Annotated in this window: 15 protein-coding genes; 5 read left to right on the top strand and 10 right to left on the bottom strand. The window is 58.2% G+C overall.

Going from position 1 to position 14,002, the window contains the following annotated elements:
- Positions 1–48 precede the first annotated feature (48 nt).
- Positions 49–2,769: a PVC-type heme-binding CxxCH protein gene (locus FEM03_RS25700; protein ID WP_166443019.1), complete on the top strand. Its 2,721-nt coding sequence runs from the start codon at positions 49–51 to the stop codon at positions 2,767–2,769.
- A 69-nt stretch (positions 2,770–2,838) separates the two neighbouring features.
- Here FEM03_RS25700 and FEM03_RS19990 read toward each other — a convergent pair whose 3' ends face one another.
- From FEM03_RS19990 to FEM03_RS19980, 3 genes are all read right to left on the bottom strand, one after another.
- A complete protein-coding gene (locus FEM03_RS19990) occupies positions 2,839–3,108 on the bottom strand; it encodes a CopG family antitoxin (protein WP_138088075.1) in 270 nt (89 codons plus the stop codon).
- 70 nt (positions 3,109–3,178) lie between these two features.
- Positions 3,179–3,460: a BrnT family toxin gene (locus tag FEM03_RS19985; RefSeq protein WP_138088074.1), complete on the bottom strand. Its 282-nt coding sequence runs from the start codon at positions 3,458–3,460 to the stop codon at positions 3,179–3,181.
- A 48-nt stretch (positions 3,461–3,508) separates the two neighbouring features.
- Entirely contained in the window at positions 3,509–3,886 is a 378-nt protein-coding gene (locus tag FEM03_RS19980; RefSeq protein WP_138088073.1) for a VOC family protein, read from the bottom strand.
- A 160-nt stretch (positions 3,887–4,046) separates the two neighbouring features.
- On the opposite strand from FEM03_RS19980, the gene FEM03_RS19975 reads away from it, so the two are divergent.
- Genes FEM03_RS19975 through FEM03_RS19965 form a run of 3 tightly spaced genes read left to right on the top strand, consistent with a single transcriptional unit; the run spans position 4,047 to position 5,449 of the window.
- A complete protein-coding gene (locus FEM03_RS19975; RefSeq protein WP_166443018.1) occupies positions 4,047–4,607 on the top strand; it encodes an ATP-binding protein in 561 nt (186 codons plus the stop codon).
- Positions 4,608–4,636: 29 nt separating this feature from the next.
- On the top strand, positions 4,637–5,176 hold the full coding sequence (locus FEM03_RS19970) for an STAS domain-containing protein (RefSeq protein ID WP_138088071.1): 540 nt from the start codon (positions 4,637–4,639) through the stop codon (positions 5,174–5,176).
- Positions 5,177–5,206: 30 nt separating this feature from the next.
- Entirely contained in the window at positions 5,207–5,449 is a 243-nt protein-coding gene (locus FEM03_RS19965) for a hypothetical protein (protein ID WP_138088070.1), read from the top strand.
- Positions 5,450–5,784: 335 nt separating this feature from the next.
- Here FEM03_RS19965 and FEM03_RS19960 read toward each other — a convergent pair whose 3' ends face one another.
- From FEM03_RS19960 to FEM03_RS19935, 6 genes are all read right to left on the bottom strand, one after another.
- Positions 5,785–6,351, bottom strand: a complete 567-nt coding sequence (locus FEM03_RS19960) for an MSMEG_0567/Sll0786 family nitrogen starvation N-acetyltransferase (protein ID WP_138088069.1) — start codon at positions 6,349–6,351, stop codon at positions 5,785–5,787.
- Positions 6,352–6,560: 209 nt separating this feature from the next.
- Positions 6,561–7,949 (bottom strand): MSMEG_0569 family flavin-dependent oxidoreductase, encoded by a 1,389-nt coding sequence (locus FEM03_RS19955; protein WP_138088142.1) that lies wholly within the window; start codon positions 7,947–7,949, stop codon positions 6,561–6,563.
- Between the two features lie 75 nt (positions 7,950–8,024).
- On the bottom strand, positions 8,025–8,300 hold the full coding sequence (locus tag FEM03_RS19950) for an MSMEG_0570 family nitrogen starvation response protein (RefSeq protein ID WP_138088068.1): 276 nt from the start codon (positions 8,298–8,300) through the stop codon (positions 8,025–8,027).
- A gap of 130 nt (positions 8,301–8,430) precedes the next feature.
- Entirely contained in the window at positions 8,431–9,576 is a 1,146-nt protein-coding gene (locus FEM03_RS19945; RefSeq protein ID WP_138088067.1) for an MSMEG_0568 family radical SAM protein, read from the bottom strand.
- Entirely contained in the window at positions 9,512–10,537 is a 1,026-nt protein-coding gene (locus FEM03_RS19940) for a Nit6803 family nitrilase (protein WP_138088066.1), read from the bottom strand. The genes FEM03_RS19945 and FEM03_RS19940 overlap by 65 nt, the downstream gene beginning before the upstream one ends.
- A 126-nt stretch (positions 10,538–10,663) precedes the next feature.
- Positions 10,664–11,146, bottom strand: coding sequence for an MSMEG_0572/Sll0783 family nitrogen starvation response protein (locus tag FEM03_RS19935; RefSeq protein ID WP_138088065.1), 483 nt, complete (start codon positions 11,144–11,146; stop codon positions 10,664–10,666).
- Positions 11,147–11,397: 251 nt separating this feature from the next.
- Here FEM03_RS19935 and FEM03_RS19930 point away from each other — a divergent pair, with 251 nt between their 5' ends.
- On the top strand, positions 11,398–12,600 hold the full coding sequence (locus FEM03_RS19930; RefSeq protein ID WP_166443017.1) for an alginate lyase family protein: 1,203 nt from the start codon (positions 11,398–11,400) through the stop codon (positions 12,598–12,600).
- A 78-nt stretch (positions 12,601–12,678) separates the two neighbouring features.
- Here FEM03_RS19930 and FEM03_RS19925 read toward each other — a convergent pair whose 3' ends face one another.
- The gene (locus FEM03_RS19925; RefSeq protein WP_138088063.1) at positions 12,679–13,977 is read right to left on the bottom strand and encodes a LysM peptidoglycan-binding domain-containing protein; all 1,299 of its coding nucleotides are present in this window, start codon (positions 13,975–13,977) and stop codon (positions 12,679–12,681) included.
- Positions 13,978–14,002: the final 25 nt, after the last annotated feature.

Raw genomic sequence — 14,002 nt, 5'->3', positions numbered from 1 at the left:
GGTGGCAGGGTGATGACAGGTTGCTTGAGGTGGTTGCGTATTACGGGGATGAAATGGCTTCGATGGGTTTTTGTGATGGTTCCTGTGCTGGCGATGGCGTTGGAGGTGCCGGTGAAGGTGAGTCGTGAGGGGGCGTGGTCGGTGGAGGAGTCGAGGTTGGCGTTTGAAATCGATGGTTCGTATGAAGTAGAACTGGTGGCGGCGGAACCATTGGTTACGGATCCGGTGGAGGTGTGCTGGGATGAGAAGGGTCGATGTTTTGTGGCGGAGATGCGGGGCTATCCATTGGGGCCGGGCGAGGGGAAGGAGCCGTTGTCGCGGGGGCAGCAGTTGATGGGTGATGATGGGGATGGCAGGGATGACCGGGCGGTGACCTTTGCGGACAAGCTGGATCATGTGCAGGGGATATTGCCGCACGATGGGGGGTTGATCGCCACGACGCGGACGCAGATTTTGTTTTTGAAGGATGAGGATGGCGATGGGGTGGCGGAGGTTCGCAGGCCGTTGATCGAGGGGTTCAATCCGAGTCAGTCGCAGTTGCAGGTTTCGTCGCCGAGATGGGGATTGGACAATCGGGTGTATTTCAACAACGGGCTGGATACGAAGGAGGTTTATCCGAGTGAGGAGGAGGGGAAGAAGGTGAACCTGGCGAGGACGAATTTTTGCTGGGATCCAGTGACGGGGGAGATCAAGCCGGTGACGGGATTCGGACAGTTCGGGGCGGGTTTTGATGATTGGGGAAGGTATTACACAAGTTCGAATCGGAGTCCGGTGATGATGGCGGTGATGCATTTCAATGCGGTGAAGCGGAATCCGCATGCGGGGATCACGCAGGGTTGGGAGGACATCGCACCAAGCGGGGCGGAGTCGCGAATTTATCCATTGCAGGTGACGCATACCACCGCAGATGCGCATGCGGGGACGCATACCTCGGCGTGTGGGTTGGGGGTTTATCGCGGGGATTTGATGCCGGAATTACGCGGGGAGATTTTTGTTTGTGATCCGACGGGGCAGTTGGTGGTGAGGTATCATCCAGAGCCGAACGGAGCGAGCGTGAAGGCGACTCGAGTGGGGGATCGGAAGGAATTTTTGCGGAGCCGGGATGAGTGGTGTCGGCCGGTGAATGTGACGACGGGGCCGGATGGGGCGCTTTATGTTTGCGACATGTATCGGCGGTATATTGATCATGCGCGGTTTTTTCCAGAGTCGTTTTTGAAGGAGAACGACATTCGGCAGGGGGAGAACGAGGGGCGGATCTGGAGGATCAAACCGAAGGGGGCGAAGGTGCGGAAGATTGAAGCGCTGCCGACTGACAGAGAAGCACTCGTGAAGATGCTGGGGCATCAGAATGCGTGGCAGCGGGAGACGGCGCGCAGGATATTGGTCAGTCCATTGCTTAAACGGCCCCCAGAGCACAAGGCGAGAGTTCAGATGTTGGAGATCGCCGAGATAAGTGATGATGTGGTGAAGATCACGGAGGCGCAGATCGCGGTGCGAGCCAGGGCACTGGCTGAGAATGTGGGTGACGAGTGGATGTTGAAGGCGGTGTTGAGCGCGAGTGTGAAGTCATCGGGATGGGTGTTGCGGCAATTCTTTGATGATGACGGGATGTCGAAGGGAAACGGCTATTCGCCTGATTTGGCTGAGATAGTGCGGGCATTGGTGGTGAGCAGCGTTGGGAATGCGCATGCAGATGATGTGAAAAACCTGTTGAGTTTGCTCGATCGGGACAAGGGCCAGTTGCTGTGGTGGAAGCCGGCGCTGTTGCAGGGAATGGCTCAAGGGTTGCCGAGGTCGGGGGGGAAATTGGGGGTTGGATCTTTGAAGGGGTTTATGGAGAAGCCTCCTGCGGGGCATGAGAAGGTGGCGGCGGAGATGGTGGTGTTGATGAAGCTGGCGGATGAAGTTTTGGTGAGCAAGGATGCTTCGCTGGAGATGCGGTTGGCGTGTTTGCCGTTGCTGGGGCAACGAGCCTGGGAGGAGGCGGAAGAAGTGTTGAGGGTGTTGCTGGCATCTGGGGAGAGGGTGCCGGTTCGCGAGGGGGCGCTGGGATTGTTGAAGGGGTTTCCGGTCGAGAAGACGGCACCGTTGCTTTATGAGTTGCTGCCGTCGTTGGGGCCGGAGGCCAGGCGTGAGGTGGTGACGCAGTTGACTGGCGGGAAGATGGTGATGGACTTTTTTGGGAGGATCGAGCGAGGCGAGATTTCAGCGGCAGTGGTGGAGGCGGAGACGAGGTGGCGGTATTTGCATTCGGCGAATGCGGAGCACAAGGCGCTGGCGGAGAAGATATTTGGGAAGGTCGATGGGGATCGGACAGCGGTGATGGAACGTTATGCGAAGGCGCTGGCGAAGCCGGGGGATGCGGAGAAAGGGAAGCAGGTGTTCATGGGGGTTTGCATGGCCTGTCACCGCTTTGGCGGAGTGGGGCTTGAGGTGGGGCCGGACATTTCGGATGTGCGGGCAAAGACGCCGGAGGCGTTGTTGAGTGATGTGTTGGATCCGAACCGGATGGTGGAAGCGCGTTGGAGTGCGTATCAGGTGGAGGCGAGCGATGGCCGGACGCTGGCAGGCATTTTGGTCAGCGAGACGGATGACGGCGTGACGTTGAGGATGCCGGGGGGAGTTCTCGACACCGTGCAGAGGCGCGACATCAAGTCGATGAAGAGCCTTGATCAGTCGCTGATGCCAGCGGGACTGGAGGGGGTAATCACGCCGGAGCAAATGGCGGATTTGTTCGCGTATTTGTTTGGGCGAACGGTGGGGGAATGAGGGATTTTTTATCGCTGTCGAGATGGGGAGAATGCAGCCGCACGAGACGGCGGCGCTTCCTGAACTGGCTTAATCGCGAAGTTCGTTTTCGAGGCGTTCGCTGAGCCATTGTTTAATCATGCTCTGATAGTTCAAATAGCGGCGGCGGGCGATGCGCTTGATCCTTGAGAGCATGCGGGGGTCGAAGCGCAGGGTGATGGTGGTGGATTCACGCACATCAGGGCGGTGGATGGAGCTTTGCATGAGACGGACATCAAGTTGATGTTCGATCCAGAAAGCGGCTTCGAGGTCCTCGTTTTCGAAGGAGGGGAGCTCACTCCAGGTGCGGATGGTTTTCATGGGATGGGTGGCGGTGGGATGGGGCGCCTTGAAGGGAAGGATTACCTGATGCGGAGAAGATGTGGGCTGATTAAAGTTCTTCGGACTTTTTGCGCTGATAAAAATGCTCTTCTTCGGCGGACATGTTGCGGGCGGCGATGATGCGGTAGCGTTTGCCGTCGGTCCAGAAGACGCTGAAGATGCCGCGTCCGGCGAGGGATTTGCCGAGGGAAAAATAACGGGCGTTGCGGGAGTCGACGCCTTCGCTGTCGGGCAGAAATTTTAGGGCGAAGGGGTCTTCGAAAGATTCCTCAATGTCCTTGGGAGGAAGGTTGGCGAGGTCGAAGGGTGGGTCTATCCAGTCAAAGTCCATGATGTGGGGAGCGGCGAATGAGTGTGTGGGGTGGGAGATTGGGGCGGCCTAGGAGTTGCGCTGGATGAGTTCGATTTCGTAACCTTCCGGAGCGTCGATGAAGGCGAAGACGCCGCTGGAGCTTTGCGTGGGGCCGTCGCTGAGGGGGTAACCCTTGGAGGCGGCGTGTTTGGCGAAGGCTTCGAGGTCTTCTACTTGAAAGGCGAGGTGGGTGAGGTCGGGGCCTACGGTGACAGGGCCGCTGGCAGGATAGTGGGTGATTTCGATGAGTTCTTCGCTTTCGGGTGCTTTGAGGAAAACGAGTTCGGAGCCGCGAGGGGATTTGTGACGTCTGACTTCCTCAAGCCCGAGGACGTCTTTGTAGAAGGAGATGGTTTTCTCCAGGTCTTCGACGCGGTATCGGGTGTGCAAAAGTTTGGAAACCATGTGAGGAAAATTGCGTGATGTTGGTCAAATGACAGCGTAGATGCTGGGGTGGGGCTTGCAAGTGGTTAGGCGGGAATTTTCGTTCGAGACGGACAGGATGGCCGCGAAAGTGCTTGCGGTGTTTTTTGCCAGCGTTGATACATGGCAGTCTTTTTGCACCATGAACGAGTCTTTTTCCTGGAGAATTTTGCGGGTGGGGTCGCTGCGCGAGTGTTTGGATGCGTGGCAGTCGAGCAATCTTTGCCAGTTGCTGGATGACCGGATGCGCACGGCGGTGGAGATCACGATTGATGAGCTGGGGTCCAATTTTCTGCGTTACAGCGGGGCGAAGTCGAAGGAGATGCTGCTGACGGTGACTTTTGATGGGGCGGTTTTGACGATGAAGTTCGATGATGACGGCGAGCTGTTTGATCCGACCATGGTGCCGGAACCGCCGAAGGGGAACATCGGCTTGCTGCCGGTGGGAGGTCGGGGGATTCACATGGCGCGTCGCAGCATGGATTCCTGGGAGTATCAGGAGGTGGATAAACGCAATTTGAATGTGCTGGTCAAGAAGGTGGCGGTAGAGGTTGAGCCAGAGCCTGAGCAGCAACCGGTCATTTTGTCGACGCCTGAGCCTGCGCACGAACCCGAGGCGATCATTTCTCCGATGAGCGGGGCTCTGCCGCCGCCGTTGCCGCCGGAGGCTTTTGATGAGGAGGATCGACCCGGAGCGGCATAAGGCTGGCTGGGTCCTGACGATTAACGACTATGCAAGTGTTGCACGAAGAACAAGGACTGGTGGATGTGTTTCGCATCTCCGGAAGGCTGGATTACACGGCGGTGGCGGCGGATTTTGATGATCTGTTGCGGGCGCCATGGACAAAAGATCCATTGCGGCGATTTCCGGTGCTGGAGTTGAGCGGGGTGACGATGATGAGCAGTCAGGCGTTGCGCAGTGTGCTGTCGCTGGCGAAGGATTTAAAGGGGCAGCATGGCCGGGTGTTTGTGACGCAGCCAAGTGGAGCTGCACGAGAGGCATTGAAGGTGAGTGGATTTTTGGAGCTGCGGATTTTTGAGCTTCACGAGCAGTTGCCGGATGCGGTCGCGGCGGCGGGTGCGTCAGCGGCGAGTGCTGCGCCGTTGCCCAGTGTCGATCTCGATCCTTTCAAGATGCCGGAGCCTGCGCCAGAACCTCCCCCGCCTCCGAGCGGATTGCAGAAGGTGTTGTCAGCGCCGAAAGCCGTGTGGAATATTTGGCAGGCGGCAGCTGGGGTGATTCAGCGGATTTTGGATGGTGGGAAGAAGTAGGGGTGGTTGACGCGTAATGTATCAATAGGTATGGCAAAAGTTCGAGCTGCGAATAAAAAACCAAGGGTGGCAAGAGTTGGGTCGATTCAAGCAAAGTCGACAGCAACTGTTGTTGGATATCCTCGAAGAAAGGCGGGTGCCGGAGCCAAGCCGTCCAAGTCGCTAACGATTGAAGATCTTGGACTTGACGTTGACGACATCGAACTGATGAACGCGGTTTCGCTGTCGAGCGCGCAGGCAATCGTGAAAGCAACGGTTGGTGTTTCCAAATGAAACAGTGGGAGATATGGGAGTTTCCTTTCCCGGAAGGACAGGTTCACCCGTTCGTCATCATTTCGTCGAATGCGGTTTGCGGGCACGACCCTTTGATGACGGTCAATGGTCTTTTGTGCACATCAGTTCGGGCTGGTCGTGAGCCGAAACCTTTTCAAACGGTATTGGACGAGGCCGATGGATTGGACCGATTGACTGCGGTGGATTGACTCAGGATTCACGATTTGTTGAAGTCAGAGCGTGGACGTAAACGAGCCCAGGTGCTGCAAGCAAGACGAAGCGAGATCAAGAAAAAGGTGCTACGGATATTGGAGTGGTAGGTTCTGTATTTTCGCTCAAGCCACCATCTCGGCCGGGGGATAGTGGGCTAGGTCGGCTTGCATGTGGATGTGGCGGAGGCCGTGGAATTGGGTTTCGCCCAAGGGTTGCCAATGGAGGCGGTGGAAGAATTTTTCGTTTTGCTCCTGCACGTTGGCGAGAAAGCGGTCGCAGCCGATGGCGTTGGCGGTGGAGACGGCTTTGTAGATCAGCCCGGCACCCAAGGCACCGAAGCCTTTGTAGACGGGTTGGTGGTTGCGAATGCTGACGCCGGGGCTAAGCTGGGTGAGGCGACGGAAGGATTGTTTGACGCAAAGGCGGCTGCCATACCAGAGGCGGGGTTCGCGTTCGTCGATGCGGACGAGACCGACGACTTCATCGACCATGCCGGCGACCAGGGTGGCGCAGATGAGGGGGATGGAATGGTCGTCGATAGCATCGCGATCGTCGTTTTCGAAGACGTGTTGTTCTTCGCAAAAGACTTCGCGTCGGAGGTTCCAGTAGCCGCGCATCTCGTCTTCCGTGGTGGCGATCTTGAAGATGAAATCGCGGGGTTGGTAGGTGGGGTAGGGATCGAAGAGCATGGCGGAGAAAATGGGGAGAGGGAGGAATGACCAATGAGCAAATCTCAATGAGCAAGGAAAGGTCCAATGACGAAGGTTATGAGACGTGCGTGGAGTGATGGTTAGAGCATTTGGGTTTGGACATTTGATTGGTCATTGGTCATTGGTCATTGGTCATTGGGAATTGGTCGTTGGGAATTGGTGATTGTGGGGCGGGAAGTTGGTCTTGGTCACTGAAGGCACGGGCAGAATGCCCGTGACACCCACAGGCTGAAAGCCTGTGTCACGGGTTGGTTTCCTAAAGCGAGTTCGTTAAGTTTTTGGGCGACGGGGGTGGGAGGGGCGGTGTGACGGGCTTCGATGTTGTCGGCAAGAAAGAGGGCGTCTTGTTTGACGCCGGAGAAACGGCCGGAACCCCAGGTGTATTGCCAGGGGAGTCCGAGGAAATAGATGCCGGGGATGGTCGTGACGCCGCGTTGATGGGCGGGGTAACCTTTGCCGTCGAAGAGAGGGAGTTCGATCCAGCGGTAGTCGGTGCTGAAACCCATGCACCAGATGACGGTGGTGATGTTGGAGTGGGCGAGGTCGAGCTGGCGGGGGCCGGGGTCGGGTTGCCAGAGGGGGGTGTAGCGGGATTCGGTGGGGGCTTCGACTTGGTTGGTGAGGATGAATTTGTCGATGGTGTCCTTGATGCTTTCAGCGACTTTGTCGGCGTTGTCGAGATTTTGAGGGAGGTCGTCGGCGAAGTCCATCACGTTGTCTTCGATGGTTTTGAGGCGGCCGTAGAGTTGCATGCCTTCGAGGGCGAAGCGGCGGAGGTCGATGTCGCGTCCGCCGTCGCGTCCGGTAACGTAATGGTTGGCCTTGGCGCGGACGCGTTCTTTGAGGGGGTGTTCGTGGACGGGTTTGCTGTAGTAACCCATGTCGTGGAGCCAGTCGACGACGTCTTTGCCGCGGTAGCGTCGGGCGGTGCGGGGGGCGCCGCCGACGGCGAGATGGACTTTGCGTCCGGCGAGGTGGAGGTCTTCAGCGATCTGACAACCGGACTGTCCAGAACCGACCACGAGGACTTCGCCGGGGGGGATGGAGTCGGGGCTTTTGTAGAGGGAGGAGTGCATTTGCACGAGCGTTTTGGGGAGGCGCTCGGCCATGCGCGGGAGGGCGGAGATTTGATAACCGCCGGTCGCGATGACGACCTGGTCGGCGGTGAATTCGCCGATGCTGGTGAGGACTTCGAATTTTCCGGAGGGATGGCGGTTGAGGCGGCTGACGCTGACGCCTTCGCGGACGGGTGGTTGGAAGGAGTTGGCGTAGGATTCGAGGTAGCCGACGATCTCATCTTTTTTCATGAAGCCGTTGGGGTCGCTGCCGGGATAGGGGAAGCCGGGGAGGTCGCATTGCCAGTTGGGGGTGACGAGGCAAAAGGTGTCCCAACGTTGGGAGCGCCAGGCTTCTCCAATGCGGTTTTTTTCGAAGATGAGGTGGTCGATGCCGCGTTGTTTGAGGCAGTAGCTCATGGAGAGGCCGGCCTGGCCACCGCCGATGATGAGGACGGGGTAGTGGAAAGTCGGAGGTGGGAGGTGGGAAGTGGGAAGTGGGAGATCGGTGGTTGTGGACATGGACTTGCGGCTGGACATGGTGGAGTGAGATGGAGGGAGGCGATCTGGAGATCGCCTTTCCTTGTGAGGGAGTGGCTAGATGTCGACGATGCGGACGGTGGCGTTGGGTGGCTGAGTGCTGGTGAAGTGTTCGATTTCGTCGAGCTGGGCGGCGGCGGAGGTGCAGGAGAAGCCGAACTTTTTGCGGACGCGTTCGGAGGCTTCGGTGAGAGCGTTGCGGCTGCGGTTGGTGAACTCGGTGACGGACATGATCTCGCCGGTTTTGAAGTAGTCGTGGACGACGCTGGAGGGGGAGTAACAGCGTTTGGTTTCGCCGCTGGGTAGTTGGACGGTGAAGATGACTTCGGGCATGATGGAAGGATGAATTGGGTAACCACAGATGAACACAGATGAACACGGATGGAATTCTACTGAATGAGGCTGGGGAGCTATCTGTGTGAATCTGTGTTCATCTGTGGTTGAAGTGTTTGAATTGGAGTGGTTAGGCGGCGCAGGCGGTTTTCTTCTCGAAGGTGGAGAGGCTGGAGCAGGCGGCGCATTTGGCACAGCCGGCTTTGACGGTGTCGGAGGTCATGTTGGCTTCGCTGAGCATGTTTCCGAGGGGCTCGAGGATGGCGCGCATGAAGTCGGCGGTGGGAGGGTGGTGATTGGCCAACTGGGTGCCGCCGATGGGGACGAAGGGGACGACGAAGGGATAAACGCCGAGGGCGATGAGCTGGCGGGAGGCGTCGAGGAGACCTTCGACGGTGTCGCCGAGGCCGGCGAGGAGATAGGTGCTGACCTGGCCGCGTCCGAAGACTTCGACGGCGGCGGAGAAGGCTTTTAGGTAGTAGCTGACGGGGACTTCGGCTTTGCCGGGCATGATTTTGGCGCGGACGGATTCGTCCCAGGCTTCGAGGTGCATGCCGAGGGTGTCGACTCCGGCGTCCTGGAGGCGTTTGAACCAGACGAAGTCGGCGGGGGGCTCGCATTGGGCCTGGATGGCGAGGCCGGTGGCGGACTTGATGGCGGCGGCGACATCGACGAGAACGGAGGCACCGCGGTCGGGTCCGATGGGGGTGCCGGTGGTGAGGATGACCTGTTCGATGCCGTCAAGTTGCTGGGCGACGCGGGCGACTTCGGCTAGTTGTTCGGGGGTTTTACGGGCGATGGTGCGGTTGGCTTTGAGCGATTCACCGATGGCGCAGAACTGGCATTTGGTGCTGGTGTTGCCGTAGCGGATGCAGGTTTGAAGGACGGTGGTGGCGAGGACGTTGTGGGAGTGGAGCTGGGCGATCTTCCAGTAAGGGATGCCGTCGAGGGTGGACATGCCGTAGAAGCGGGGCTGCGGGGGGAATTGCAGGGGGGCTTCTGGCTGGCCGTCGCGGTAAAGGAAGGAGCGGCCAACGGCGTCAGGTGGATCAGCGGTAAAGGGGGATTGATGGGCGGGTTTGGTATGGATGGGGACCATGAGGGTGGTGCCCATGATGCTGACGGCTTTGTGGTCGGAGGGACCGGCACCGCCGCGTCGGCTGTTGGCGGAATTGGTCTCGTCGGCGATGCGGATGCCGAGAGATTGGAGCTCAGACGTGAGCAGCTGTTTGCGGGTGAGGAGCGTCGACTGGAAGGAATTGGCTGTCGTCGTCATGATGGTGGTGGTCTGGGCTGCAGGCGTATGGGTCGCCTTGGTTGGTGTTGAGAGGGGTGTGGGCGGTGGGATCAAGGTTGAGGGAGAGGAGTTCGGGTCGGGAGTAGTGGCCGACGGAGTCCATCATGCGTTTGCGTTTGGTGATGAGAGCAAAGTCGAGGTCGGCAATGGCCATGCCTTCGCCTTGGGTGATGGGGTCGCAGAGGGGGACACCTTCGGGCGAGATGATGGCGGTGTAGCAGCCGCCGCGGAGGGCTTTCTGCATTTTGGGGTCGGTGCTGACGCTGGCGATTTGTTCGTCGGTGAGCCAGCCGGTGGCGTTGATGACAAAGCAGCCGGATTCGAGGGCGTGGTGTTTGATGGTGTGTTCCATCTGGTCGGCGAAAATGGGTCCGACGAGGGAGCCGGGGAATTGGGCGCAGTGAATTTGTTCGTGCTGGGCCATGAGGGCGTAGCGGGCGAGGGGGTTGTAGTGTTCCCAGCAGGCAAGGGCGCCGACGCGGCCGACGCGGGTGTTGACGACTTTGAGTCCGGAGCCATCGCCCTGGCCCCAGATCATGCGTTCGTGATAGGTGGGAGTGATTTTGCGACGTTTGAGGGCGAGGGTGCCGTCGGCGTCGAAGATGAGCTGGGTGTTGTAGAGGGTGCCGTGGTCGCGTTCGTTGACGCCGACGCAGAGGACCATGTTGTGGAGGAGGGCTTGTTGGGAGAGGACTTCGGGGACCCAGCCAGGGATTTCGACGGCGTTTTCGTAGAGTCGGAGATGTTCTTTGCCTTGGAGGACCGGAGGCTCGACGAAGGAGAAGTAGGGGTAATAGGGGATGAAAGTTTCGGGAAAGACGGCCATTTCGACGCCACGCGAGGCGGCATCGCTGATAGCCTTACAGACGCGGTCGACCGTGCCTTCGCAACTGGTGAGGTCGGGCGCGATTTGGATGGCGGCGGCGCGAATGGAAGGCATATCGGAGAAAGGCTAAGGGATAAGGGCGAAAGGCTAAAAGGGACCCGGAGGGCGTAGGGGGTGCCGTTCCACAGGCGGGATGCCTGCGGGACGGCACAGCCGGGATGGCTGTGTTGCTTAACTTTTTTAAAGGTTCCAGGAGTGGATCATGACGGCATTGGCACGTTGGAAGGTGAGGATGCAGTCGAGCACGTCGAGGGGGTTGATGGGGATGATGCCGGGAATGAAGGCTTTCTCGGTCTGGCCGTAGAGGGCCTGGGTGGAGAATCGGCAGGCGTAGATTTTCCCGCCTTCGTCCATAAACGTTTTGAGGCGTTTGTTGACCAGAAGGTGACCGGGGAACGCTTCGTCGCCGAGGGTGGGGAATCCGCGCTGGAAGCCGAGGGTGACACCGGGTCCGTAAAGGAGGATGGAGGTGTCGTAACCTTTGCGCAGCAGGCGGGTGGCGTTGAGGGTGTTGACGAGGCCGATGGATCCTTCGAAGGCGACGCCGTGGAAGGTGACGAGGGCTTTTTCGCCTTCGTTGGCTTTGATGTCTTCGAAGACTTTTTGTTCGTAGTCGACGAGGACGTCGCCGTCTTTGTAAGCTGGGATGGTGACTTCAGGCATGGGATTGAGTAGGTTGGATGGTTAGATTGTATGAGTTTTTGGATGAGCGCGAGTGGCGCTGTCGGGTTTGAATTAGCAGCGGTGATGCCATGCCAAGATGGGGAGGTGGAATGTGGGGGGCGGATTCGTGCACATCGTTGCATGGGCTCGGGGTTCTTGGTTCTTGGTTCTTGGTTCTTGGTTCTTGGTTCTTGGTTCTTGGGGTTGGGAGGTGGGGGGCAAGATTGATGGGTGGGGGGCGTTTAGGGGAGATGCGTTTGACTGTGATGATGTTGGGGTTGGTGTTAGTGGTGATGAGGATGGGTGGCGAAGATCTGAGGGCACAGGAGCCGGGGACGTTTTCGATTTCGCCGAAGGTGCTGATGGAAAGTGCGCGTCGTTTGAAGGAGGGGGACGAGTCGCTGAAACCAGCTTTGAAGGCGTTGGTAAGCGAGGCGGAACGGGGATTGAAGGCGAAGACGGAGTCGGTGATGGGCAAGGAGGAGCGGGCGGCCAGTGGGGATCCGCACGATTATTTCAGCATCGGGGTTTACTGGTGGCCGGACCCGAAGAAGCCGGACGGGCTTCCGTGGATTCGCAGGGACGGAGTGCGCAATCCGGGGGCGAGGGAGGACAATGATGCGTCGCGGTTCAGCCGGGTGAACAAGTGGGTTGAGACGCTGGGTTTGGCGTATTATTTTACTCGTGAGGAGAAGTATGCGGCGAAGGCGGCGGAGTTTTTACGGGTGTGGTATTTGAATGAGGGGACGCGGATGAATCCACACATGAACTATGCGCAGGCAGTGCCGGGAAGGAATGATGGGCGAAGCACGGGGCTGATTGAGGCGGAGTCGATGATGGGGATGTTGGACGGAGTGGCGATGATCCGGGGCTCGGAGGCCTGGACGCTGGATGATGGAGAGTCGTTAAGCGGTTGGTTGGAGCAATTTTATCAGTGGCTGCGGACGAGCGACAGCGGGCTGGAATACGAGAAGGCGGAGAACAATCACGGGGTCTATCATGACGTGATCGCGACGCATCTGGCTTTGTATCTGGGCATGAAAGAGGAGGCGGAAGCGAGGTCCCGGGCTGGGCTGACGCGAAGGCTGGATGCGCAGATTGAGGCGGATGGAACGCAGCCGCTGGAGCTGGCGCGGACGTTGTCGTGGTCGTATTCGGTCTTTAACTTGAGCGCGTTTATGCAACTCGCACGGATGGGGGAGTCCGTGGGGGTGGACTGGTGGGGGCACCGGGGTCCGAAGGGGCAAAGCTTGCGTGGGGCGTTGGATCTGTTGGTGCCTTATCTGGCTGAGGAAAAGGAATGGAAACTCGGAAAGCAGATCAAGAAGATGGATCGGAAAGAGGTGCTGCCGTTGATGATGCGAGCGTTGGACTACGAAGAGATTGAGTCTTATCGAAATGCGTTGGAGCAACACGGAACAGACAAGCGTGAGCGTTGGTGGCTGGCGCGATGAGGTCGGGGCACGACACAAAAAAAGAACCATGGTCATTGCTGAACATGGTTCTTAGGTTGGGAGTGGTTGGTTGTATGATTACCGCGACACGACGGTTTTCTTCGTGGTCGCAGGAATCATGATTTCATCGCCGGGGCGGAGTTGGGTGCCCTGGCTGAGCTTGTTGTGCTCAAAGAGTTCTTTTTTGGTGATGCCAAAAGCTTCGCAGATGGTTTCGTCGGTTTCACCGTGGCTGACGATGTAGGAGCGAATGCTTCCATCTTCAGCAACGTGAAGGGGAGCATTGGCTTTGGGCTTTACTGGAGAGGTTTCCACGGTGGCAGGACTTGGAGCTTCAGTAGCCGTTGTGGGTTTGGAAGTGTTGCTGGCGGTCGTGTTTGTTGTTGGGGTCGTGGTGGAAGCGGTCTTCTGCTGGGTGGGAGTTGTCCCGGATGCAGTCGTGGGGATGGTGAGGACGTCGCCGATGTAGATGGAGTCGCTTTCGGTGAGGCGGTTTTGCTTCAACAACAGATCAGTGGAGATGGAGTGTTTTTCGGCAATGCTGGCGATGCTGTCTCCTTCGCCCACGGTGTGACGTTTGGATGAGGCCGTGGTTGTTTTCGGAGCGGTGGTCGCTGGTTTGGGTGTTTGCGACGAAGTCAGGGTGGGCTGGGGTTTCGTCGAGTTGGCGGTGCCGCCGGGTAGGTTGATCTTGGTGCCGGGTTTGAGGCGTTCTGGTTTGAGGGTCGGATTCGCCGCGACAAGGTCGGCGAGTTTGATGCCGCGCTTTTTGCTGATGGAGTAGAAGGTCTCTCCTTGTTCAAGAATGTGTTCACCGCTGGCAGCCACGACCGGTGGTGTGGGATTGGTGCGGGTGGGTTTCGCAGTGGTTTGTGGCGTGGTCTTCTGTGCGGAAGAGGCAATCTGGGCAGGCGGAACGGTCACCTCCATATCGGGATGGAGTCGGTTGGGATTGATGTTGGGATTGGCCTGCGCAAGGGCCTGTGGATTGATTTTGTATTTCTCGGCGATGGTCCAGAAAGTTTCGCCGGATTTCACCACGTGAATGGACTCGCGGGTCGTGGGTCGTGGGGTGTTAGAGGTGTTGTTAGAGGTGGTCGAAGTGATCGGTTTGACAGCTTCCCGGGAAGGGATTTTCAGGTTCATGCCTTCGCGAACGACATGGGACTGGAGACGATTGTGCTCCATGATTTCGCCGACGCTGGTCTGGTGTTTCTGGGCAATGCTCCACATGGTTTCGCCTTTGGCGACCTTGTGCTGAACAGGACCGGACGTTTTGGAGACCGGATTTTTGGTTTGGGAACTGGCTGCGGGAAGGGATGCAGCCAGGGAGAAAGCAACCGCGATCGAATAGATAGGGATGTTGAGCGAGTGCATGTTGATATTTTAAATTTTTAAATAA

The sequence above is a fragment of the Phragmitibacter flavus genome, assembly GCF_005780165.1.
In the GTDB taxonomy this organism is placed as follows: domain Bacteria; phylum Verrucomicrobiota; class Verrucomicrobiia; order Verrucomicrobiales; family Verrucomicrobiaceae; genus Phragmitibacter; species Phragmitibacter flavus.
Note: the sequence above shows the minus strand (reverse complement) of the source record. Positions and strands in the feature narration are given on the sequence as shown.

Excerpts from the sequence above, each read along its gene's own strand:
- FEM03_RS25700 (WP_166443019.1), top strand. The coding sequence starts at position 49 with ATGAAATGGCTTCGATGGGTTTTTGTGATGGTTCCTGTGCTGGCGATG.
- FEM03_RS19990 (WP_138088075.1), bottom strand. The coding sequence starts at position 3,108 with ATGAAAACCATCCGCACCTGGAGTGAGCTCCCCTCCTTCGAAAACGAG.
- FEM03_RS19985 (WP_138088074.1), bottom strand. The coding sequence starts at position 3,460 with ATGGACTTTGACTGGATAGACCCACCCTTCGACCTCGCCAACCTTCCT.
- FEM03_RS19980 (WP_138088073.1), bottom strand. The coding sequence starts at position 3,886 with ATGGTTTCCAAACTTTTGCACACCCGATACCGCGTCGAAGACCTGGAG.
- FEM03_RS19975 (WP_166443018.1), top strand. The coding sequence starts at position 4,047 with ATGAACGAGTCTTTTTCCTGGAGAATTTTGCGGGTGGGGTCGCTGCGC.
- FEM03_RS19970 (WP_138088071.1), top strand. The coding sequence starts at position 4,637 with ATGCAAGTGTTGCACGAAGAACAAGGACTGGTGGATGTGTTTCGCATC.
- FEM03_RS19965 (WP_138088070.1), top strand. The coding sequence starts at position 5,207 with ATGGCAAAAGTTCGAGCTGCGAATAAAAAACCAAGGGTGGCAAGAGTT.
- FEM03_RS19960 (WP_138088069.1), bottom strand. The coding sequence starts at position 6,351 with ATGCTCTTCGATCCCTACCCCACCTACCAACCCCGCGATTTCATCTTC.
- FEM03_RS19955 (WP_138088142.1), bottom strand. The coding sequence starts at position 7,949 with ATGTCCACAACCACCGATCTCCCACTTCCCACTTCCCACCTCCCACCT.
- FEM03_RS19950 (WP_138088068.1), bottom strand. The coding sequence starts at position 8,300 with ATGCCCGAAGTCATCTTCACCGTCCAACTACCCAGCGGCGAAACCAAA.
- FEM03_RS19945 (WP_138088067.1), bottom strand. The coding sequence starts at position 9,576 with ATGACGACGACAGCCAATTCCTTCCAGTCGACGCTCCTCACCCGCAAA.
- FEM03_RS19940 (WP_138088066.1), bottom strand. The coding sequence starts at position 10,537 with ATGCCTTCCATTCGCGCCGCCGCCATCCAAATCGCGCCCGACCTCACC.
- FEM03_RS19935 (WP_138088065.1), bottom strand. The coding sequence starts at position 11,146 with ATGCCTGAAGTCACCATCCCAGCTTACAAAGACGGCGACGTCCTCGTC.
- FEM03_RS19930 (WP_166443017.1), top strand. The coding sequence starts at position 11,398 with ATGCGTTTGACTGTGATGATGTTGGGGTTGGTGTTAGTGGTGATGAGG.
- FEM03_RS19925 (WP_138088063.1), bottom strand. The coding sequence starts at position 13,977 with ATGCACTCGCTCAACATCCCTATCTATTCGATCGCGGTTGCTTTCTCC.